The organism is Pseudomonas orientalis (assembly GCF_022807995.1).
Classification (GTDB): domain Bacteria; phylum Pseudomonadota; class Gammaproteobacteria; order Pseudomonadales; family Pseudomonadaceae; genus Aquipseudomonas; species Aquipseudomonas orientalis_B.
The window spans coordinates 4688177-4709526 of record NZ_CP094351.1 but is presented as its reverse complement, the minus strand read 5'-3'; the positions used below and the strand labels follow the sequence as shown (position 1 = coordinate 4709526).

Genomic DNA, 21350 nt, shown 5'->3' with positions numbered 1-21350 from the left:
GAAATGTCTTACGGACGCCTTCCAAAAATTAAACAAATTGTAACTCGTATAGACGAGTTGTTGATTTAACTCGTACAGACGAGTACGTTTGCCCTCTCGGCGTGCTGCCAATGACTGCCACCCATAAAAACAATCAAAGTGGAAAACGAGCATGAGCCACGACTATTCGATGATTGCCCGCGAGATTCTCGAGAACCTCGGGGGATGCGACAACCTTGAGCAAGCTGCCCACTGTGTGACGCGCCTGCGCCTGGCGCTCAAGGACCCGAGCCTGGTCAACAGCAGTGCGTTGAACCAGGTCGACCTGGTCAAGGGGTCGTTCTTTACCGGCGGTTTGTTCCAGGTGGTGATCGGCCCCGGAGAGGTGGAGAAGGTCTACGCCGCCTTGCGCGAAGTCACGGGCCTGGCCGCTTCGACCATTGCCGATGTGAAGCGCAAGGGTGCCGACAAGACCAACCCCATGCAGCGCCTGGTGCGGGTGTTCTCCGATGTGTTCATGCCGATCCTGCCGGCGCTGATCATTGCCGGCCTGCTGATGGGCATCAACAACCTGATGGGCGCCAAGGGCATGTTCATCGAGGGCCAGACGCTGCTGGAGGCGTATCCGAACCTGGATGGCCTGTGGAGCCTGATCAACCTCATGGCCAACACTTCGTTCGTGTTCCTGCCGGCGCTGGTGGGCTGGTCGGCGGCCAAGCGTTTTGGCGGCAGTGAGATTCTCGGCATCGTACTGGGCCTGATGCTGGTTCACCCGGACCTGCTCAATGCCTGGAACTACGGCAAGGCGGTCGCCGGCCTCGACGGCCAGAGCCTGCCTTACTTCGATATTCTCGGCTGGTTCCAGGTCGAGAAAGTGGGCTACCAGGGGCAGATTCTGCCGATTCTGATGGCGGCCTATGTCATGAGCGTGATCGAGAAGTGGCTGCGGGCACGGGTGCCCAACGCCATCCAGCTGCTCGTGGTGCCGATTACCACCATCGTCGTTACCGGCGTGCTTGCGTTGGCCATTATCGGCCCGGTCACCCGGCACCTGGGCATCCTGATTACCGAGGGTGTGGTGACGCTGTTCGACCTGGCACCGATGGTCGGCGGCGCAATATTCGGGCTGCTCTATGCCCCATTGGTCATCACCGGCATGCACCACATGTTCCTCGCCGTGGACCTGCAGTTGATCTCGACCCAGGGCGGCACCTTTATCTGGCCGATGATCGTCATGTCCAACCTGGCCCAGGGCAGCGCCGCGCTGGCTGTGTTCTACATGAGCCGCAATGCGCGGGACAAGAGCATGGCATCGACGTCGGCGATTTCCGCCTACTTCGGTATCACGGAGCCGGCGATGTTCGGTGTGAACCTGCGCTTCAAATTCCCGTTCTATGCCGCGCTGCTGGGCTCGGCGCTGGGCAGCATTTTCCTGTCGCTGAACAAGGTGCAGGCGTCGGCCATCGGCGTGGGCGGCCTGCCTGGATTTATCTCGATCGTGCCAAGTGCCATTCCGATGTTTGTGATCGGCATGGTGGTGGCGATTGTCGTGCCGTTTGTTGTGACCTGTGTGTTGAGCATGAAGATTGTTCGGCCTGGATACAGGGTCGCCTGATCTACCGCCATCGGGGGCAAGCCACCTCCCACATTGGAATGCGTTCCCCTGTGGGAGGGAGCTAGGCCCTCAAGGCAAGCACAAAACTCTACTGAAGGAACCCACCATGCAAACCTGGCAACACTCGGTGATCTACCAGATCTACCCCAAAAGCTTCCACAGCCACGCGGGTAATGCCACGGGTGACCTGCTGGGCATTGTGGACAAGCTCGACTACCTGCAATGGCTGGGCATCGATTGCCTGTGGGTCACCCCGTTCCTGCGCTCACCGCAACGCGACAATGGCTACGACATCAGCGACTACTACGCCATCGATCCCAGCTACGGAACCATGGCTGATTGCGACCTGCTGATCAGCGAAGCGGCCAGGCGCGGCATCCGGTTGATGCTCGATATCGTGGTCAACCACACCTCCATCGAGCATGAGTGGTTCCAGCAGGCGCGCAGCAGCCTCGACAACCCTTACCGCGACTTCTACATCTGGCGCGATCAGCCGAACAACTGGGAATCCAAGTTCGGCGGCTCGGCCTGGGAATACGAGGCGCAAACTGGCCAGTACTACCTGCACCTGTTCGACCACACCCAGGCCGACCTCAACTGGGACAACCCCAGGGTGCGCGCCGAAGTCTTCAAGATGATGCGCTTCTGGCGTGACAAGGGCGTGGGGGGCTTTCGCCTGGACGTGATCAACCTGATCTCCAAGCCCGCTGACTTTCCCGACGACCACACCGATGGCCGGCGCTTCTACACCGACGGCCCGAACGTTCATCAATACCTGCAACAAATGCACCGCGAAGTCTTCGAGGGCCATGACCTGATCAATGTCGGTGAAATGTCCTCCACCAGCCTGGAGCACTGCATTCGCTACTCCAATCCGGCATCGAAAGAATTGTCGATGACCTTCAACTTTCATCACCTGAAAGTCGATTACCCGAACCTGCAGAAGTGGGTGAAGGCCGAGTTCGATTTCCTGCAACTCAAGCAGATCCTCTCCGACTGGCAGGTGGGTATGCAGGCCGGTGGCGGCTGGAACGCGCTGTTCTGGTGTAACCACGACCAGCCACGGGTGGTCTCGCGGTTTGGGGATGACGGCGAGCATCGCGTGGCCTCGGCCAAAATGCTCGCCACCGCGCTGCACTTGCTCCAGGGCACGCCTTATGTGTACCAGGGCGAAGAGCTGGGCATGACCAATCCGGGCTTCGACAGGATCGAGCAATACCGCGATGTGGAAACCCTGAACATCTTTCGCCTCAAGCGCAATGCCGGTGAGTCCGAAGCCTCGAGCATGGCCGCGATCATGCAGAAGTCTCGCGACAACGGCCGCACACCGATGCAGTGGAGCAGTCAACCCAATGCCGGTTTCAGCAGCGGCGAACCGTGGATCGGCATCCCCTCCAATGCCGCGCAGATCAACGTCGAGCACCAGCTGGAGGACCCTGATTCCGTGCTGCATCACTACCGCGCGTTGATCGCCTTGCGTCGCCATGAACCCCTGATCCAGAAAGGCGTTTATCGCGAACTGCTGCCAGGTCATCCCCAGGTCTGGGCCTACCTGCGCGAAGGCCGTGGCGAACGCTTGCTGGTGGTCAACAACTTCTACGGCACACCGTGTGAAATCCAATTGCCCGACCAGGTCATCAACGCGGCGAGCGAGCAACGCCTGCTGATCAGCAACTACCCCGACTGCGCGGTGCGCACCGGCGCGGTGCTGCTGCGCCCTTACGAATCGTTTGTGCTGCACCTGACTGGTTGAAGTACCGCCTGTAGGAGCGAGCTTGCTCGCGAAGATCGTCAACCATAACGCGCCCTTCCAGGTGCAGCGTGGGGCCTGGAAGTTCTTCGCGAGCAAGCTCGCTCCTATAGGTGATCGCGTCACGCAAGACAGTAAGAAAAACAATAAAAATATCGGAGTGCTTTATGAAAACAACAATAAAGCTGGGCCTCGTTGCATCCTGCCTGAGCCTGCCCTTCGGCGCTCAAGCCCTTGAGTTTGGAGGCTACCTGCGCAGCGGCGCGGGCACCTCTACCGGCAGCGGCAAGCAGCAGTGCTTCCAATTGCCGGGCGCGCAAACCAAATACCGCTTGGGCAACGAATGCGAACAGTACGGTGAACTGGAATTGCGCCAGGACCTGCTGACCTTCGACGATGGCTCGGTGCTCAGCGTCGATGCCATGGCGTCGCTCTATAACAAGTACGACCGCGCCCTGAAATTCCAGGGCGAGAACAACGGCTCTGCGCGTATGCCGCAGATGTACGCGCAGTGGTCCAACCTGCCCAGCCTCAATGGCGGTTCGCTGTGGGCCGGGCGGCGTTACTACAAACGTAACGACATCCATATCTCCGACTTCTACTACTGGAACCAGAGCGCAACCGGCGGGGGCGTCGAGGATGTGCTGATCGGCGGCTTGAAATACAGCTACGCGCTGTCACGCAAAGACAACCTGTACCAGAAGGAACACGCCACCCGTCATGACTTCAACGTGGCCGGTTTCAACACCAACCCCGGCGGCGAACTGGAGTTTGGCTTGAGCTACATCCAGAAGGCCGGCGGGCGTGACACCAACAGCGGGTGGGCCCTGACTGCGCAGCATGTACAGAGCGCGTTCCTGGGCGGCAAGAACAAGTTCGCCCTGCAGTATGGCGAAGGCCCCGGCACCGGCCTGGGCTACACCGGCAATACGCGGTTGGACAAGAGCAGCAAGAGCTACCGAGCCGTGGAGTTTTTCGACTGGCAACTGACCCCGCGTTTTGGCGGGCAGGCCCAGGCGGTGTACCAGAAGGATGTGCGCCCGGGGCGTCAGGACCAGAACTGGCTGTCGCTCGGCGTGCGCCCGGCGTATGCCATCAGCGAGCAATTCAAACTGGTCACCGAGCTGGGGCACGATCAGGTCGAGGCCACGGGCGGTACGCGCAAGCTGAGCAAGTTCACCTTCGCGCCGACCTGGTCGCCCAAGGGGCCGGAGTTCTGGGCGCGGCCGGAAGTGCGCTTGTACTACACCTACGCCACTTGGAACCAGGCGGCCAAGCGCGCGGCGAATGAACTGGCGGCAGGTTCGGCGTTGTCCGACACCGGGGCCTACGGCACGGCGCGGCATGGCTCGAACATGGGCGTGCAAGTTGAGTACTGGTGGAAATAACCCGTACTGATGTGGGAGGGAGCAACCCCCTCCCACATTTGATCTCGTTTCCCACGAATTTAAAGAAAAAATACTACAGGTGAAGCCATGAACCCCTCTCAACCCGTGGAACTGCTGGCACCCCTGTCCGGGATGCTGCTGGCATTGGATCAGGTGCCAGACCCGGTATTTTCCAGTCGCATGATTGGCGACGGCGTGTGCATCGATCCCACCTCGCAGACGCTCTGTGCACCCTTGGCCGGGATGATCAGCAATATCCAGGACAGCGGCCATGCGGTCAGCGTCACCGACGACAACGGCGTGCAGGTGCTGATGCATATCGGCCTGGACAGCGTGAGCCTGGCAGGCAAGGGCTTCACCCGCCTGGTCGAAGAGGGCCAGCGCGTGACGGCCGGCCAAGCATTGATCGAGTTCGACGCCGACTATGTGGCGCTCAATGCGCGCAGTTTGCTGACCTTGATGCTGGTGGTCAGTGGCGAGCCGTTTGTGGTGCTGGCGGCGCAGGGCGAAATGGTTGAAGAGGGTCGGCCAGTGCTGCGACTCTCCCCCGGCGAGGCAGCGACAGACTCGATTGAGGAGCAGGGCTCGGCGCTGTTCTCCAAACCGCTGACCTTGCTCAATGCCCACGGCTTGCACGCTCGCCCTGCGGCGGTGTTGGCCCAGGCGGCGAAAGGTTTCAGTTCGAGCATTTACCTGCACAAGCAAACCCAGAGCGCCAACGCCAAGTCGTTGGTGGCAATCATGGCGCTGCAAACCGTGCGGGGCGACACCTTGCAGGTGAGTGCGGCGGGGGAGGACGCCGAGGCCGCGATCCGGGCATTGGCGGCTTTATTGGCCGAGGGCTGTGGCGAAGCGGTGGTGGCTGCGGCCGAGCCGGTTGAACCGGTTACGCCGGTATCCTCGGCTGCACTGCTGCGCGGCATCTGTGCGTCACCCGGTTCGGCGTTCGGTCAAGTGGTCCAAGTGGCTGAGCCTGAGCTGTTGATTACTGAAGCCGGCACGGGCGAAGCCGCCGAGCGCGATGCATTGATGCGTGGCCTGCTGGCGGCGAATGAAGCGTTGCAACGCTTGCAGGCCGGCGCCACCGGCAGTGCCCAGGCCGATATCTTCCGCGCCCATCAGGAACTGCTGGAAGACCCGACACTGCTCGAGCAGGCCCACCTGTTGCTGGCCAAGGGCAAAAGCGCGGCATTTGCCTGGAACAGCGCCACCGCCGCCACGGCTAAATTGTTTCAGGGGCTGGGCAATACGTTGCTCGCCGAGCGTGCCGCAGACCTGTCCGATGTCGGCCAACGCGTGCTCAAACTGATTCTGGGGGTTGAGGATCGCGCCTGGGCGCTGCCGGAGCGGGCAATCTTGATCGCCGAGCAACTGACCCCCTCGCAAACCGCGAATCTCGACACCAGCAAGGTGTTGGGATTTGTTACGGTCGGCGGCGGGGCGACCAGTCACGTCGCCATCCTCGCCCGAGCACTGGGCATCCCCGCCCTCTGTGGTGCGCCCGCTGACGTATTGGCGTTGGCCGAGGGTACGCAGGTGCTGCTTGACGCCGACAGGGGCGAACTGCATCTGGAGCCGGACCAGGTCGACATCGACCACTCCCAGGCTGCCCGTGAGCGGCAAGGGTTGCGACGTCAGCGCGAAGTGGCCGAGGCCGCACTGGCTGCCGTCACCCGCGACGGCCATCACGTCGACGTCACGGCCAACGTCGCCTCGTTGCAGGAAGTGGAGCAGTCCCTGGCCCTGGGCGGCGCAGGCGTCGGTCTGCTGCGTTCGGAATTTCTCTACCTGGACCGCAATCGCGCGCCCAGCCCGGCCGAGCAGGCCGGCACCTATCGCACCATTGCCCGTGCCCTGGGCACCGAGCGCAATCTGGTGGTGCGCACCCTGGATGTCGGCGGCGACAAGCCACTGGCCTATGTACCGATGGAAGCCGAAACCAACCCGTTCCTGGGCGTGCGCGGTATTCGCCTGTGCCTGGAGCGGCCGGAACTGCTGCGTGAGCAGTTGCGTGCAATCCTTGCCTGTGCCGGGCTGGCGCGGCTGCACATTATGTTGCCGATGGTGAGCCTGCTTGCGGAGCTGCATCTGGCGCGCAAGATGCTTGAAGAGGAGGCGCGGGCACTCGGGCTCAGCGAGTTGCCGAAGCTGGGCATCATGATTGAAGTGCCGTCCGCCGCGTTGATGGCGGATGTGTTCGCCCCCCATGTGGATTTCTTTTCCATCGGCACCAATGACCTGACCCAATACACCCTGGCCATGGATCGCGATCACCCACGCCTGGCCAGTCAGGCCGACAGTTTTCACCCGGCGGTGCTGCGCCTGATCGCCAGCACCGTCAAGGCTGCCCATGCCCACGGCAAGTGGGTGGGCGTCTGCGGTGCGCTGGCCTCCGAAACCCTGGCGGTGCCGGTGCTGATCGGTTTGGGGGTGGATGAACTGTCGGTCAGCGTACCCTTGATCCCGAGCATCAAGGCCACCGTACGTGAACTGGACCTGGCCGACTGCCAGGTCATCGCCCGCCAGGTGCTGGGCCTGGAAGAAGCCGGCCAGGTGCGTGAGGCCCTGCGCCTGTACCACGCCGCCACCGTTGAAACCTCATCTGTCGTGGAGCACTGAGCATGTTCGAGAAATTGCAGCAGGCGTTCTGGAAAGCCCTGACGCCGGATTTGATTGTGGAGACAGTCGCGGCGCCGGCGCCGGCGGGGGAGGGCCTGTTATCGGTCGATGTGCTGAGCGCACTGGGCGGTGAGGCAAACCTCATTTCGCAACAACGCGTGGCGCTGACGCGGGTGCGGGTGCAGTTGAAAGAGGCGGGGCGGTTGGATGAACAGGCGTTGAAGGCAGCGGGCGTACCGGGCGTCATGGTGTTGACGGGAGGCGTCGTCCATCTGCTGACCGGTCTCCAATCCTAGCGCCGATCCAAATGTGGGAGGGGGCTTGATCTGGTCCAGTAATTTTGGACATTCTTATCGGTTTTCACGCCGCTAGCTTTTCCGCCGCTATCGGTGAGTGGTAACCGTTGTAACTGTGGCGCCTTACACTGTTGTAGCGCGCCACATATCGGTTGATATCTGCCCGAGCTTCGTACTCCGAGCTGTAGCCTTTCTCGGGCACCCACTCGGACTTCAAGCTGCCAAAGAAACGCTCCATCGGGGCATTATCCCAGCACTGCCCTTTTCGACTCATGCTCTGCTTGAGCTCATGGGCCTGCAATTCAGCCCTGAATTTATGACTGGTGTACTGGCAGCCTTGGTCGGAATGAAACAGCACACCTTTAGGCCTCCCTCTCAATTCAACAGCCATGCGCAGTGACTCAGTAGCCAACGTCGCATCAGCGACCAGTGAATACGACCACCCCACCACTCGGCGGGCAAACAGGTCCAAAACTACCGAGAAGTAGAGCCAGCGCTTACCGAGCTGGATATAGGTGATGTCCGCGCACCAGACCTTGTTGATGTCCGCTACGTAGAACTCGCGCTCCAGTTCATGCTCAGCCACCAGAGACTCCACGCCTGACGATTTGTATTTGTGGGGCCTGCGTTGGCGGCTGGCAATCCCGGCTTCCTTCATCAAGCTGCGAGCCATGTAACGCCCCACCTGATGGCCTGCACCTCGCAGGTCTTCAGAAAGGGTTCGCGCTCCAGCCGATCCTCTTGAGGCCTTGTGGTACTTAACGAGAACAACCTTGAGCGCTTCGCGCTCCAGGTTGATTTTTCCCTGGCGCTGGCGCCAGGCGTAGTAGCTGCTGCGGTTGACTTCAAAAACACGACAGCAATCTGTAATGCCGTACTGTTCGCCTAGCTCGCTGATCAGAGGGAATGATCTTTGGAGTCCAAAAGCAGGAGAACACTGGCCTTTTTTAGGATTTCGATATCTCGATCTTTCTGCCTGAGCAGGGCTTGGAGTTCCTGAATTTTCTTCTGATCGGTAGTAATTGCTTTTGTGCCCGTCATCGTGGATCCGGCGCGCTCTTTACGCACCTGCTCGACCCAGCGACGCAAAGCCGTAGGGCCAATATCCAAACTGGCGCAAACTTCGGGAACAGGCATGTTTTGATCAAGCACCATGCTTGCAGCGTTGAGTTTGACCTCACTGGAATAGGACTTTCGCATCATCTGTACACCTCAGGTTTGGGCGCCATCATAGCGCCCTATTGATGTGTCCAATTTCATTAGGCCAGATCAGCTTGCCCCCGATGGCAGAGTGTCAGTCACTATATACAGTGATTGTTCCACCGCTATCGGGGGCAAGCCCCCTCCCACATTGATTCTCTGTGTTCTTATAACTGTGGGGTCTCTTCCGGCGGCTTGGTCTTGTCCACACCCGGCACATGCAGGTCGCCTTCCACCACCTGGTTCCCTTCCAACTGAGGCTGGGTCACCCAGGTCAGAATGTCGTAGTAGCGCCGGATGTTGGCCACGAAATGCACCGGCTCGCCGCCCCGGGCATAACCATAGCGCGTCTTGCTGTACCACTGCTTTTGCGACAGGCGCGGCAGCATTTTTTTCACATCCAGCCATTTGTTCGGGTTCAGGCCTTCCTTCTTGGCCAGAAGACGTGCGTCATCCAGGTGGCCGGTGCCGACGTTGTAGGCGGCGAGGGCAAACCAGGTGCGGTCGGGCTCGGCGATCTTGTCGTCCAGCTCATCCTTGATCCTGGCCAGGTACTTGGCACCGCCCATGATGCTCTGCTTGGGGTCCAGGCGGTTGGACACGCCCATGGCTTGCGCGGTGTTCTGGGTCAGCATCATCAGGCCGCGCACACCGGTCTTGGACGTTACCGCCGGTTGCCATAGCGATTCCTGGTAGCCGATGGCCGCCAACAGTCGCCAGTCGACCTTTTCTTGCTTGGCGTAGGCGCGAAAGTGCTTCTCGTACTTGGGCAGGCGCTGTTGCAAATGCTGGGCGAAGGTATAGGCGCCGACATAACCCAGTACATCCACGTGCCCGTAATACCGATCTTTCAGACGCTGGAGGGTGCCGTTCTTCTCGACCTTGTCCAGGTAACTGTTGATTTCGTTGAGCAGGCTGTTGTCCTCGCCCGCGGCCACGGCCCAGCTCTGGTTGCTGGCATTGCCCAGGTCGAACGCGACCCGCACGTTGGGGAAGTACACCTGGTTCATGGCGACTTCGTTGGAGTCCACCAGGGTCAGGTCGATTTGGCCTTCGTCGACCATGCGCAGCAGATCGACCACCTCGACGGCGTCGGACTCTTCGTATTCGATGGCCGGGTTCTGTTTTTTAAGCGCTGCCAGCTGCTCGGCGTGGGTGCTGCCCTTGAGCACCATGATCTTCTTGCCGACCAGATCCGCCGCGTTGGTCGGGCGCGACTGGCCGTTGCGGTAGATGATCTGCGGCGTGACTTCGAGGTACGGGTGGGAGAAGCGCACCTGCTGCTGGCGCTGCTCGCTGCTGACCAGGCCGGCAGCGGCGAGCACCGGGCCGTTGGGCTTGCCCAACTGGCCGAACAGGTCATCGAGGTTGTCGGCGGTTGCGATTTCCAGTTTGACGCCAAGGTCATCAGCAAAGCGCTTGACCAGTTCGTATTCGAAACCGGTTTCACCGTTGCGGTCCTGGAAATATGTGGCAGGGCTGTTTCGGGTAACCACCCGCAATACGCCATCCTCCTTGATTCGCTCGAGCGTGCTGGGTTTATCAACACAGGCGCTGAGCATCAGGAAGAGTCCGGTTGCGATGAGCCATTTGGCGCATCGCGGGCGCAAAGCAGTTGGGGAGAACATCTGCGCAGTATACGCAAACGGCCCACGGCGCCATATCTCGACAGCGGCACACTTGTCTGCTAGTCGCTGCAAAACTGTGCTGCATCCCGCAGAAACGCGGCCTGGCGCGTGATTGTGACGGTTAAAATATCTGCGCCCGAGGCCATGGATTATCCCCCGGCGCCGTGCAAACCGTGCCAACTGACGTTCGGCAGCGGCCGGCGTTAGCGTTTCGGGTGCCGTTGGCGAAGGTTTACGCTAGAATGCACGGCCTCAAAGCACACCCCTTCCCGAGGCTGTCCCGAAGATGTTGATCCTGCGCGGCGCTCCTGCCCTTTCTGCCTTTCGCCACAGCAAACTCCTTGAGCAACTGAGCCAGAAGGTTCCAGCGGTTACAGGCCTGTACGCTGAATTTGCTCACTTCGCCGACGTAGCCGGCGTCTTGACCGCCGACGAACAGCAAGTGCTGGCACGCCTTCTGAAGTACGGCCCAAGCGTTCCCGTTCAAGAGCCGACCGGCCGCTTGTTCCTGGTTCTGCCGCGGTTCGGCACCATCTCGCCGTGGTCGAGCAAGGCCAGCGACATCGCCCGCAACTGCGGCCTGGACAAAATCCAGCGCCTGGAGCGTGGGATCGCCTTCTATGTCGCGGGCCAGTTCAGCGATGCCGACGCCGAGCTGATCGCCAGCAGCCTGCACGACCGCATGACCCAGATCATCGTCAGCCAGCTGGAACAGGCTGCCGGCCTGTTCAGTCACGCCGAACCCAAGCCGCTCACCGCCATCGACGTGCTGGGCGGTGGCCGCGCCGCCCTCGAGAAGGCCAACACCGAGCTGGGCCTGGCCCTGGCCGAAGATGAGATCGACTATCTGGTTACTGCTTTCAACGGCTTGAAGCGCAACCCCCACGACATCGAACTGATGATGTTCGCCCAGGCCAACTCCGAGCACTGCCGTCACAAGATCTTCAACGCCAGTTGGGATATTGATGGCGAAAGCCAGGAAAAAAGCCTGTTCGGCATGATCAAGAACACCTACGTAATGCACAGCGAAGGCGTGCTGTCGGCTTATAAGGACAACGCCTCGGTGATTGTCGGCTCCGTCGCCGGCCGTTTCTTCCCGGACCCTGAAACCCGCCAGTACGGCGCGGTGCAGGAGCCAGTGCACATCCTGATGAAGGTCGAAACCCACAACCACCCGACCGCGATTGCCCCGTTCCCGGGCGCAGCGACCGGTTCGGGCGGCGAAATCCGTGACGAAGGCGCCACCGGCCGTGGCGCCAAGCCGAAGGCGGGCCTGACCGGTTTCACCGTGTCCAACCTGCAGATCCCGGGCTTCGAACAGCCGTGGGAAGTGCCGTACGGCAAGCCTGAGCGCATCGTGACCGCGCTGGACATCATGATCGAAGGCCCGCTGGGCGGCGCCGCGTTCAACAACGAATTCGGGCGCCCGGCGCTGACCGGCTACTTCCGCACCTTCGAGCAGTCCATCACCACCCCGCGTGGCGATGAAGTGCGCGGCTACCACAAGCCGATCATGTTGGCCGGCGGCATGGGCAACATCCGCGAAGAACACGTCAACAAAGGCGAGATCCTGGTTGGCTCCAAGCTGATCGTGCTCGGCGGCCCGGCGATGCTGATCGGCCTGGGCGGCGGCGCGGCTTCCTCCATGGCCACCGGCACCAGCTCGGCAGATCTGGACTTCGCTTCCGTACAGCGCGAAAACCCTGAAATGGAACGCCGCTGCCAGGAAGTCATCGACCGTTGCTGGCAGTTGGGTGACAAGAACCCGATCAGCTTCATCCACGACGTCGGCGCCGGTGGTTTGTCCAACGCCTTCCCGGAACTGGTCAACGACGGCGACCGTGGTGGCCGTTTCGAACTGCGCAACATTCCAAACGACGAGCCGGGCATGGCCCCGCACGAAATCTGGAGCAACGAATCCCAGGAACGCTATGTACTGGCCGTTGGCCCGGAAGACTTTGCGCGCTTCCAGGCCATCTGCGAACGCGAGCGTTGCCCGTTTGCCGTGGTCGGCGAAGCCACTGCCGAGCCGCAGCTCACGGTTACAGACAGCCACTTCGGCAACAGCCCGGTGGACATGCCGCTCGAAGTGCTGCTGGGCAAGGCCCCGCGCATGCACCGTTCGGCGGTACGTGAAGCCGAGCTGGGTGATGATTTCGACCCAAGCACCCTGGAACTGGCCGACAGCATCGAACGCGTGCTGCACCACCCGGCCGTGGCGAGCAAAAGCTTTTTGATCACCATCGGCGACCGCACCATCACCGGCCTCGTGGCCCGTGACCAAATGGTCGGCCCATGGCAGGTGCCGGTGGCCGACGTTGCCGTCACCGCCACCAGCTTCGACGTTTACACCGGTGAAGCCATGGCCATGGGCGAGCGCACGCCGCTGGCCTTGCTGGACGCGCCGGCGTCGGGCCGCATGGCGATTGGTGAAACCCTCACCAACATCGCCGCGTCGCGTATCGGCAAGCTGTCCGACATCAAACTGTCGGCCAACTGGATGTCGGCTGCCGGCCACCCGGGTGAAGACGCGCGCCTGTACGACACCGTCAAGGCTGTCGGCATGGAGCTGTGCCCTGAGCTGGGCATCACCATTCCGGTGGGCAAGGACTCCATGTCCATGGCCACCCGTTGGAACGAAGACGGCACCGACAAGAGCGTCACCTCGCCGCTGTCGCTGATCGTCACCGGTTTTGCGCCGGTCACCGACATCCGCCAGACCCTGACCCCGCAACTGCGCATGGACAAGGGCACCACCGACCTGATCCTGATCGACCTGGGCCGTGGCCAGAACCGCATGGGTGCCTCGATCCTGGCGCAGACCCACGGCAAGCTCGGCAAACACGCGCCGGACGTCGACGACGCCGAAGACCTCAAGGCCTTCTTCGCCGTGATCCAGGGCCTCAACGCCGACGGTCATCTGCTGGCTTACCACGACCGCTCCGACGGTGGTTTGCTGACCAGCGTGGTCGAGATGGCCTTCGCCGGTCACTGCGGCCTGAACATCGTGCTCGACAGCGTTGCCGAGGACGCCGCCGAGATCAACGGCATCCTGTTCAACGAAGAGTTGGGTGCCGTGATCCAGGTGCGCCAGGACGCGACCCCGGACGTACTCGCCCAATTCAGCGCCGCCGGCCTGGACGACTGCGTGGCGGTGATCGGTCAGCCGATCAACAACGGTGAGGTCAACATCTCCTTCAACGGCGACACCGTGTTCGCCGGCCAGCGCCGTCTGCTGCAACGCCAGTGGGCCGAGACCAGCTACCAGATCCAGCGCCTGCGCGACAACGTCGACTGCGCCGAGCAGGAATTCGACGCGATCCTGGAAGAAGACAACCCGGGCCTGAGCACCATGCTCAGCTTCGACGTCAACCAGGACATCGCCGCGCCCTACATCAAGAAGGGCATCCGCCCACAGGTTGCCGTGCTGCGTGAGCAGGGCGTCAACGGTCAGGTGGAAATGGCGGCGGCATTCGACCGCGCCGGCTTCAATGCGATCGACGTGCACATGAGCGACATCCTCGCCGGTCGCGTTGACCTCAACGAGTTCAAAGGCCTGGTGGCCTGCGGCGGTTTCTCCTACGGCGACGTGCTGGGGGCCGGTGAAGGCTGGGCCAAGTCGGCCCTGTTCAACCGCCGTGCCCGCGATGCGTTCCAGGGCTTCTTCGAACGTAACGACAGCTTCACCCTGGGTGTGTGCAACGGTTGCCAGATGATGTCCAACCTCAGCGAACTGATTCCGGGCAGCGAGTTCTGGCCGCACTTTGTGCGCAACCGTTCCGAGCAGTTCGAAGCCCGCGTCGCCATGGTGCAGGTGCAGGAATCCAACTCGATCTTCCTGCAGGGCATGGCCGGTTCGCGTATGCCGATCGCCATCGCCCACGGCGAAGGCCATGCCGAGTTCGCCAGCGAAGAAGCCCTGCTCGAAGCCGACCTGTCCGGCACCGTTGCCCTGCGTTTCGTCGACAACCACGGCAAGGTCACCGAGACCTACCCGGCCAACCCGAACGGCTCGCCGCGCGGAATCACCGGCCTCACCAGCCGCGACGGTCGCGTGACCATCATGATGCCGCACCCGGAACGCGTATTCCGCGCCGTGCAGAACTCATGGCGCCCGGAAGAGTGGAACGAAGACGGCGCCTGGATGCGCATGTTCCGCAACGCTCGTGTGTGGGTGAACTAAGGCCGTGTACAAGCTCGCCTTCTTTGTACCCGACAGCCATGTGGAGACGGTGAAAACCGCCGTCTTCGCAGCCGGTGGCGGGCGCATCGGCAACTACGACCACTGCGCCTGGCAAGTGCTGGGCCAGGGCCAATTCCGCGCGTTGGACGGCAGCCAGCCGTTTATCGGGCAGGTCGGCCAGGTTGAAGTGGTCAAGGAGTGGAAGGTTGAGCTGGTGGTGGCGGATGAGTTGATTGTGGCTGTCGTGGCTGCCTTGAAACTCAGTCACCCGTATGAGACACCGGCGTATGAGGTGTGGCAGTTGGCGGATTTTTGATCGGCTGGGTGCATAAACAAGAAACCCGCTGGGCCAGTATGGTCAGCGGGTTTTTTGTTGCCTTTCAAGGCCTCATCGGGGGCAAGCCCCCTCCCACATTCAACTGCATTCCAACGATGAAGCGCGGTCAACTGTGGGAGGGGGCTTGCCCCGCTTGAAAGGAGATCTTGTCGACTATATCAATCCACGCTTGACGCCATTTCTTTTACAGGTCACTGTATGCATGTACAGTATTTGAGGTGCCGGTAACATGCAACGGTCAGTCGGTTGCGCCGTCACTCATCCCACTGTGCACATGACCAGGACGGTCATGTTTCATTCCTGACTCGATCATCGAGTCCCATATTGCAAGAGAGGGAACTCCTATGTCTTATCCAGAAAGCAAACTCACCGGCATGACCGGCTTCGCCAAAGCCGCCAAGGTCACTGGCGGGTGGTCCGGTCCGGTTGTCAGCATCACCAGCCTGGATCAGCTCAAAGCCAATATTGCCGATGCCACGCCCCGCGTGCTGGTGATCAACAGCAATATCTCGGCGTCCAGTTTGACCAAGGTCTCCATGGGTTCAAACAAAACCCTGGTCGGCTCGTTCCAGAACCGCACGCTCAACAACGTCCACTTGCGTGCGACACCTGAGTCGCAAAACATCATTTTTCAGAACATCGTTTTCCAGCACTCGGCTGGTATCAAGGCCAATGATGATATCCAGCTGTACCTCAACTACGGCAGCAAGTACTGGATCGATCACTGCTCCTTTGTCGGCCATGACTGGTCCGCCAATGATGGCAGCCTCGACAAGCTGTTATACATCGGCGACAAGGCCGACTACGCGACCATCAGCAACTGTTTTTTCGGCAATCACAAGTATGGCCTGATCCTGGGCCATCCCAGCGATGACAACAACACAGCCTTCAATGGCTTCCCACGGCTGACTATTTGCCATAATCGCTTCGAGAATATGGAAGTGCGCGCACCGGGTTTGATGCGTTATGGCTACTTCCATGTCTATAACAACTACATCAACAAGTTTCATCTCGGCTTTACGCTGGCGCAAAACGCCAACATTCTTTCCGAGAGCAACAACTTTGGCGAAGGCAGCGCAAGCAACGGCATGTTGGACGATAAAGGCAACGGTACGTTTACCGATATTGGCAGCGTGCCTGCTATCACGAATCAGAAGTCGCCCAAAGCGCAGTGGACTGCTTCGTCCAATTACACCTACACCTTGAGGACCGCTGCGCAGGCAAAGGATTTTGCCGTCAAGAATGCGGGGGCCCAGTCGGTAAGCCTGGTGTTCGGTGGCTAAAGCCCGGAGGCTCAGCCATCCGTATGAGACACCGGTGTATGAGGTGTGGCAGTTGGCGGATTTTTGATCGGCTGGCTGCATAAACAAGAAACCCGCCGGGGCCAGTTTGGCCGGCGGGTTTTTTGTTGCCTTTCAAGGCCTCATCGGGGGCAAGCCCCCTCCCACATTCAACTGCATTCCAACGATGAAACTCGGTCAACTGTGGGAGGGGGCTTGCCCCCGATAGCGTCCGTCCAGGCGCCTCGGAGATTTCCGACAAACCTTTCAGGTTGTCCCTCGGAACTCGCACAACTAACCTTCGCCAGTCGCTGCCAATTCAGTGACCGGGACTGCAAGCCTGAAAAGTCACTAGGAGCCTATTTCATATGGAGTTTAATGATGATCAGCGACAACTTGCTAACTGGTTCAATCTCATCTCAAGCCGAGTCCCGCCAAGCTGGTGATTCAGCGTCCGACCAGATCTTCACCGTACTACCCAGTCTGAACAGCGAAACCCTGCTCGCCAACGCCTCCCAAGACCTGGCATCCGTGCAGGCACTGGCGGGTAATCTGGCTTTTGATGTCGACGGTCCGCAGCGTGATGCCGTGCTGGGGATTCATCGGATAGTGGAAGGGATCCAGTTGATGGTGGATCGGGTACTGGATTTAGTTGAGGTGCCTGAGCACAAGTAATCAGGCGCCTGTGAGGGCCAATCGGGGGCAAGCCCCCTCCCACATTTTGATCGGTGCCGGACTTGGCAATGCGGTCAAGTGTGGGAGGGGGCTTGCTCCCGATGAGACCAGAACAACCACTACCTCTCTAAACCCTGGCGCCGACCACAGGGCCACTGACCAACCGCTCCAACGCTTCACCCAACCCGGACGCCTTGTCACCAACCAACAAGTGCCAAGCACCGCTCTCAAGCTGACTCACACCCTGGCAACCGAGCGCAGTGAGCTGAGCTTCAGACAACCCCGAATCATCGCCCAGTTCCACCCGCAGCCGGGTCATCGCCACCGCTTGCAGCTGACGCACATTCGTACGGCCACCCAGAGCGCTTAGCCATTTCTCGGCCTCCTGGACATTCACCGCCAGCGGCTCATTCACAGGCGCCGCGACAACAGCAGTGGGTATAAACGAAGGCATCGCCAAGCGAATCTCATCGGCAATGCTATCGGCCATCGGCCCGACCACCACCTGCAAACTCCCCCCATTCCCCGGCCGCACCACCGCCATCGCGCCCAGCGCTTTCAACTCTGCATCCACCGCTTTGTTGCGATCCACCATGTCCAAGCGCAGCCGCGTGGTGCAGGCACCCACACTCAGCAAATTCTCAGCCCCACCCAACGCCTGGATATAAGCCGTCGCACGCTGGTTATCACTCATCGCTTCAGCCTGCACCACCTGGATATCTTCCCGGCCCGGCGTCTTCAGGTTGAAGCGGCGGATGCAGTAGCTGAACACCGTGTAGTAGATCACCGCGTAGGCCAGGCCCACCGGTACCACCAGCCAGCCGTTGGTGGACTTGCCCCAGCCCAGCACCATGTCGATAAAGCCACCGGAGAAGGTAAACCCGAGGTGGATGTTCAGCATGTTGGTAACAGCCATCGACAGGCCGGTGAGCAGCGCATGCAGCAAGTAGAGGAACGGCGCCAGGAACATGAACGCAAATTCAATCGGCTCGGTCACCCCGGTCAGGAACGAGGTCAGTGCCATCGACAGGAAAATCCCGCCCATCACTTTGCGCCGTTCAGGCAACGCATTGCGGTACATCGCCAGGCACGCGGCGGGCAGGCCGAACAGCATCACCGGGAACATGCCGGTCATGAACTGGCCGCCTTTGGGGTCGCCGGCAAAGTAGCGGGTCAAATCGCCCGTCACCACCGCACCGGTTGCCGGGTCGGTGAAGGTGCCGAACACGAACCACGCCATATTGTTGAGGATGTGGTGCAAACCGGTGACGATCAACAGGCGGTTGAACACGCCGAATACGAACGCACCCAGGCTGCCACTTTCCAGCAGCAACACGCCAAAGCTGTTGATGCCGTGCTGGATCGGCGGCCAGATCAGGCCGAAGATCACGCCCAGGCCCACCGCCGAAAAGCCGGTGACAATCGGTACAAAGCGTCGCCCGCCAAAGAACGCCAGGTACTCCGGCAGCTTGATGTCCTTGAAACGGTTATACAGCGCGCCCGCCATCAGGCCACTGGCGATACCGGCGAGCATGCCCATGTTGATGGACGTGTCCATCACCTTGAGCGTGGAGATCATCACCAGATAACCGATCGCCCCGGCCAGGCCTGCGGTGCCGTTGTTGTCGCGGGCAAAGCCCACGGCGATGCCGATGGCGAAGATCAGCGCCAGGTTGGCGAAGATCGCTTGCCCGGCATCGTGCATCACCGCGATGTTGAGTAAATCGGTGTCGCCCAGGCGCAGCAACAGGCCGGCAATCGGCAGGATCGCGATCGGCAGCATCAAGGCGCGGCCCAGGCGTTGCAGGCCTTCGATAAAGTGTTGGTACATGGCGTGTCTCCCTGTTCTTGTTGTTTTCAGCTCAGCGGCCAGTGATGTTGACAGGCTTGGCGAACGGCTTTGGCGCTGCTCAGGTTGAGCAACGCATGGCTCAGTTGCCGGCATTGCGCCGCATCCAAGTGGCGGACGCGGTCCTTGATTTCGCCGATCTGCGGCGGGCTCACCGACAGCTCGGTAACGCCCAGGCCGACCAGCACGGGCGTGGCCAGCGGGTCGGAGGCCAGGGCGCCGCACACGCCGACCCAGCGCCCGTGTTTCGCTGCACCGGCGCAGGTTTGCGCGATCAGCCGCAGCAAGGCCGGGTGCAGGGCATCGACGCGGGCGGCGAGGCCTGCGTGGTCGCGGTCCATGGCCAGGGTGTACTGGGACAAATCATTGGTGCCGATGGACAAAAAGTCCGCATGTTCGGCCAGCTGTTCAGCCATCAGCGCGGCGGCGGGCACTTCGATCATCACACCCAGTTCGGGGCGCTGGCTCAAACCCGACTCGGCGCACAGTTCATCCAGGCGCTGGCGGATCTGCAGCAATTCGTCCACTTCACTGACCATTGGCAAGAGGATGCGGCAGCGCGCCAGCGGCGAGACTTGCAGCAGTGCGCGCAGTTGCTGGTCGAGCAGTTCGGGACGCACCTGGGCCATGCGAATACCGCGCAGGCCCAACACCGGGTTGGCTTCGACCGGCAGCGGCAGGTAGTCGAGCTGCTTGTCGCCGCCCACATCGATGGTGCGGATGATCACCGACTTGTCGCCCATGGCGTCCAGCACGGCCTGATAAGCCTGACGCTGTTCCTGTTCATCCGGCGCGGTGCGGCGGTCGACGAAGAGGAATTCGGTGCGCAGCAGGCCGACGCCATCGGCGCCGTTTTCGAACGCCAGCCGGGCCTCGCTGCTGGAGGCGACATTGGCGGCGATTTCAATGTTCACGCCATCGGTGGTGCTGGCGGGCAATTGGGCCTGGGCCTGTTGCTGCTGACGGCGAACCTTCTGCGCGTCGCGAATCTGGTGAACTTCAGCATGGCGCTCGTCCGTGGGGGCCAGTTCCAGCCGGCCATTGACGGCATCCAGCACCACGCGTTGGCCCTGGGGCACATCCAGCACCTCGGCACCCAGCGCGACCACGCAGGGTAAGCCTTTACCCCGCGCAAGAATGGCGACGTGTGACGTGGCGCCGCCTTCGGCCATACAGATACCCACAGCCTGCTGTTCACTCAGTTGCAGCAAATCCGACGGGGTCAGTTCATGGGCACTGACAATCGACCCGGCGGGTAACTCAACGTGCCAGGCCTCACCCAGCAAGGCCCGCAATACGCGTTGTTGCAGGTCACGCAGGTCGTTGGCGCGCTCGGCAAACAGCGGCTTGCCCAACGCCAACAGCACCGCGCACTGGGCCTGGATCGCATCGCGCCAGGCGTGGGTGGCGGCGCTGCCGTGGGCGATGGCGTCGGTGGCCGTTTCCAGCAGTGCCGGGTCCTCGAGCAGCGCGAGGTGGGCGGCGAAGATGTCTTCTTCCTCGACGTTCTTGCGTTGGCGGGCATGCTCGAGGGTGCTGCGGATTTCGCCGCGCACCTGCTCCAGTGCCGTGTCGAGGTATTGCTGTTGTTCGTCGGCCGAATGATTGCCGGTGTCTTCCGGTAGCTCGATGCCGGTCAGGCGAAACAGCGGCCCGCACACCAGGCCGGGCGCAGCACAAACGCCTTGCAACACATCGGCTTCCACACTGGCGCGACGTGGCGCAGCTGCGACCGCCGGGGCGTGATGTTCTTCGCTGACCGCTACCGACAATGCCGCGATCAACCCTTGCAATGCCGCCTCGGCGTCTTGGCCACGGCAAACTACGCGCACTTCGTCGCCTTCGCCGATGCCCAGGCCCATCAAGCCAATCAGGCTGTCGCACGATGCCGACTTGTCAGCAAAGTACAGGTGCGATCGGCTGCTGAAACCCTGGGCCGTCTTGCGAATCAGGGCGGCCGGGCGTGCATGCAAACCGCCCCGGTGGGTGACGCGTACGCTGGCGCTGGCCTCAATGCTGGAGTCATCCACAGCTGTTTGAACGGTGGCAGTGGCGCGCGCAGCAATGTGCAGCAACGGCTCACCGACCTTGACCGTCTTCAGCGGCAAAGGCGTCAGTTCAAAGCGATCACTGTTGGTCAGGATGATCAGGCTCACCAGGCTCTTGCACTGGCGCGCAATGCGGTCCAGGTCAAACTGCACCAGCGGCTGGCCCTCGCTCACCCGTGCGCCATTCTTCACCAGCAAGGCAAAGCCCTCGCCATTGAGCTCCACGGTGTCGATGCCCACATGCATCAACACTTCGGCACCGTTGTCGGCACGCAGGGTCAAGGCATGCCCGGTGCGCGCGACATGGATGATCACGCCGTCACAAGGCGCATGCAGACAGTCGTTCAACGGGTCGATAGCGATACCGTCGCCCATGGCGCCGCTGGCGAACACTTCGTCGGGGACGCGGTTCAGGGCCAGCACCGGCCCACTCAAGGGGGCGCTGAGGGACAATGGATTATTGTTGTTGGGCATGGGCACGGTACTCATCAGGAAAACGCCGC

14 protein-coding genes are annotated in these 21350 nt (G+C 61.2%); 9 read left to right on the top strand and 5 right to left on the bottom strand.

Annotation, left to right across the window (positions count from 1 at the left end; all coding sequences use genetic code 11):
* Positions 1 to 151: 151 nt before the first annotated feature.
* The 5 genes from treP to MRY17_RS20955 all read left to right on the top strand — a co-directional run bounded on the left by treP (position 152) and on the right by MRY17_RS20955 (position 7647).
* Complete coding sequence (gene treP / locus MRY17_RS20975; protein WP_243352791.1) at positions 152 to 1594, top strand: PTS system trehalose-specific EIIBC component; 1443 nt, start codon at positions 152 to 154, stop codon at positions 1592 to 1594.
* A 106-nt stretch (positions 1595 to 1700) separates the two neighbouring features.
* Positions 1701 to 3347 (top strand): alpha,alpha-phosphotrehalase, encoded by a 1647-nt coding sequence (treC, locus tag MRY17_RS20970; protein ID WP_243352790.1) that lies wholly within the window; start codon positions 1701 to 1703, stop codon positions 3345 to 3347.
* Between the two features lie 164 nt (positions 3348 to 3511).
* Positions 3512 to 4732 (top strand): maltoporin, encoded by a 1221-nt coding sequence (locus tag MRY17_RS20965; protein ID WP_243352789.1) that lies wholly within the window; start codon positions 3512 to 3514, stop codon positions 4730 to 4732.
* 87 nt (positions 4733 to 4819) lie between these two features.
* On the top strand, positions 4820 to 7351 hold the full coding sequence (ptsP, locus tag MRY17_RS20960; protein WP_181284022.1) for a phosphoenolpyruvate--protein phosphotransferase: 2532 nt from the start codon (positions 4820 to 4822) through the stop codon (positions 7349 to 7351).
* 2 nt (positions 7352 to 7353) lie between these two features.
* Positions 7354 to 7647: a PTS transporter subunit EIIB gene (locus MRY17_RS20955; RefSeq protein WP_243352788.1), complete on the top strand. Its 294-nt coding sequence runs from the start codon at positions 7354 to 7356 to the stop codon at positions 7645 to 7647.
* Between the two features lie 64 nt (positions 7648 to 7711).
* On the opposite strand, the gene MRY17_RS20950 is transcribed toward MRY17_RS20955, so the two are convergent.
* From MRY17_RS20950 to mltF, 3 genes are all read right to left on the bottom strand, one after another.
* Entirely contained in the window at positions 7712 to 8518 is an 807-nt protein-coding gene (locus MRY17_RS20950) for an IS3 family transposase (protein WP_243353916.1), read from the bottom strand.
* Positions 8519 to 8544: 26 nt separating this feature from the next.
* Positions 8545 to 8850, bottom strand: a complete 306-nt coding sequence (locus tag MRY17_RS20945) for a transposase (RefSeq protein ID WP_241188859.1) — start codon at positions 8848 to 8850, stop codon at positions 8545 to 8547.
* A gap of 164 nt (positions 8851 to 9014) precedes the next feature.
* The gene (mltF, locus tag MRY17_RS20940; RefSeq protein ID WP_191952381.1) at positions 9015 to 10475 is read right to left on the bottom strand and encodes a membrane-bound lytic murein transglycosylase MltF; all 1461 of its coding nucleotides are present in this window, start codon (positions 10473 to 10475) and stop codon (positions 9015 to 9017) included.
* Positions 10476 to 10761: 286 nt separating this feature from the next.
* On the opposite strand from mltF, the gene purL reads away from it, so the two are divergent.
* The 4 genes from purL (at position 10762) to MRY17_RS20920 (ending at position 16950) form a co-directional block, all read left to right on the top strand.
* Positions 10762 to 14658 (top strand): phosphoribosylformylglycinamidine synthase, encoded by a 3897-nt coding sequence (purL, locus tag MRY17_RS20935; protein WP_243352787.1) that lies wholly within the window; start codon positions 10762 to 10764, stop codon positions 14656 to 14658.
* A 4-nt stretch (positions 14659 to 14662) separates the two neighbouring features.
* The gene (locus MRY17_RS20930; RefSeq protein WP_181284018.1) at positions 14663 to 14974 is read left to right on the top strand and encodes a YqfO family protein; all 312 of its coding nucleotides are present in this window, start codon (positions 14663 to 14665) and stop codon (positions 14972 to 14974) included.
* 365 nt (positions 14975 to 15339) lie between these two features.
* Positions 15340 to 16278, top strand: coding sequence for a pectate lyase (locus tag MRY17_RS20925; RefSeq protein ID WP_191952379.1), 939 nt, complete (start codon positions 15340 to 15342; stop codon positions 16276 to 16278).
* 378 nt (positions 16279 to 16656) lie between these two features.
* Positions 16657 to 16950, top strand: coding sequence for a DUF6124 family protein (locus MRY17_RS20920; RefSeq protein WP_243352786.1), 294 nt, complete (start codon positions 16657 to 16659; stop codon positions 16948 to 16950).
* Between the two features lie 127 nt (positions 16951 to 17077).
* Here the strand turns inward: MRY17_RS20920 and nagE are convergent, their stop codons facing one another.
* Positions 17078 to 18781, bottom strand: a complete 1704-nt coding sequence (nagE, locus tag MRY17_RS20915) for an N-acetylglucosamine-specific PTS transporter subunit IIBC (protein WP_243352785.1) — start codon at positions 18779 to 18781, stop codon at positions 17078 to 17080.
* Positions 18782 to 18807: 26 nt separating this feature from the next.
* Positions 18808 to 21321 (bottom strand): phosphoenolpyruvate--protein phosphotransferase, encoded by a 2514-nt coding sequence (gene ptsP, locus MRY17_RS20910; RefSeq protein WP_181283483.1) that lies wholly within the window; start codon positions 21319 to 21321, stop codon positions 18808 to 18810.
* Positions 21322 to 21350: the final 29 nt, after the last annotated feature.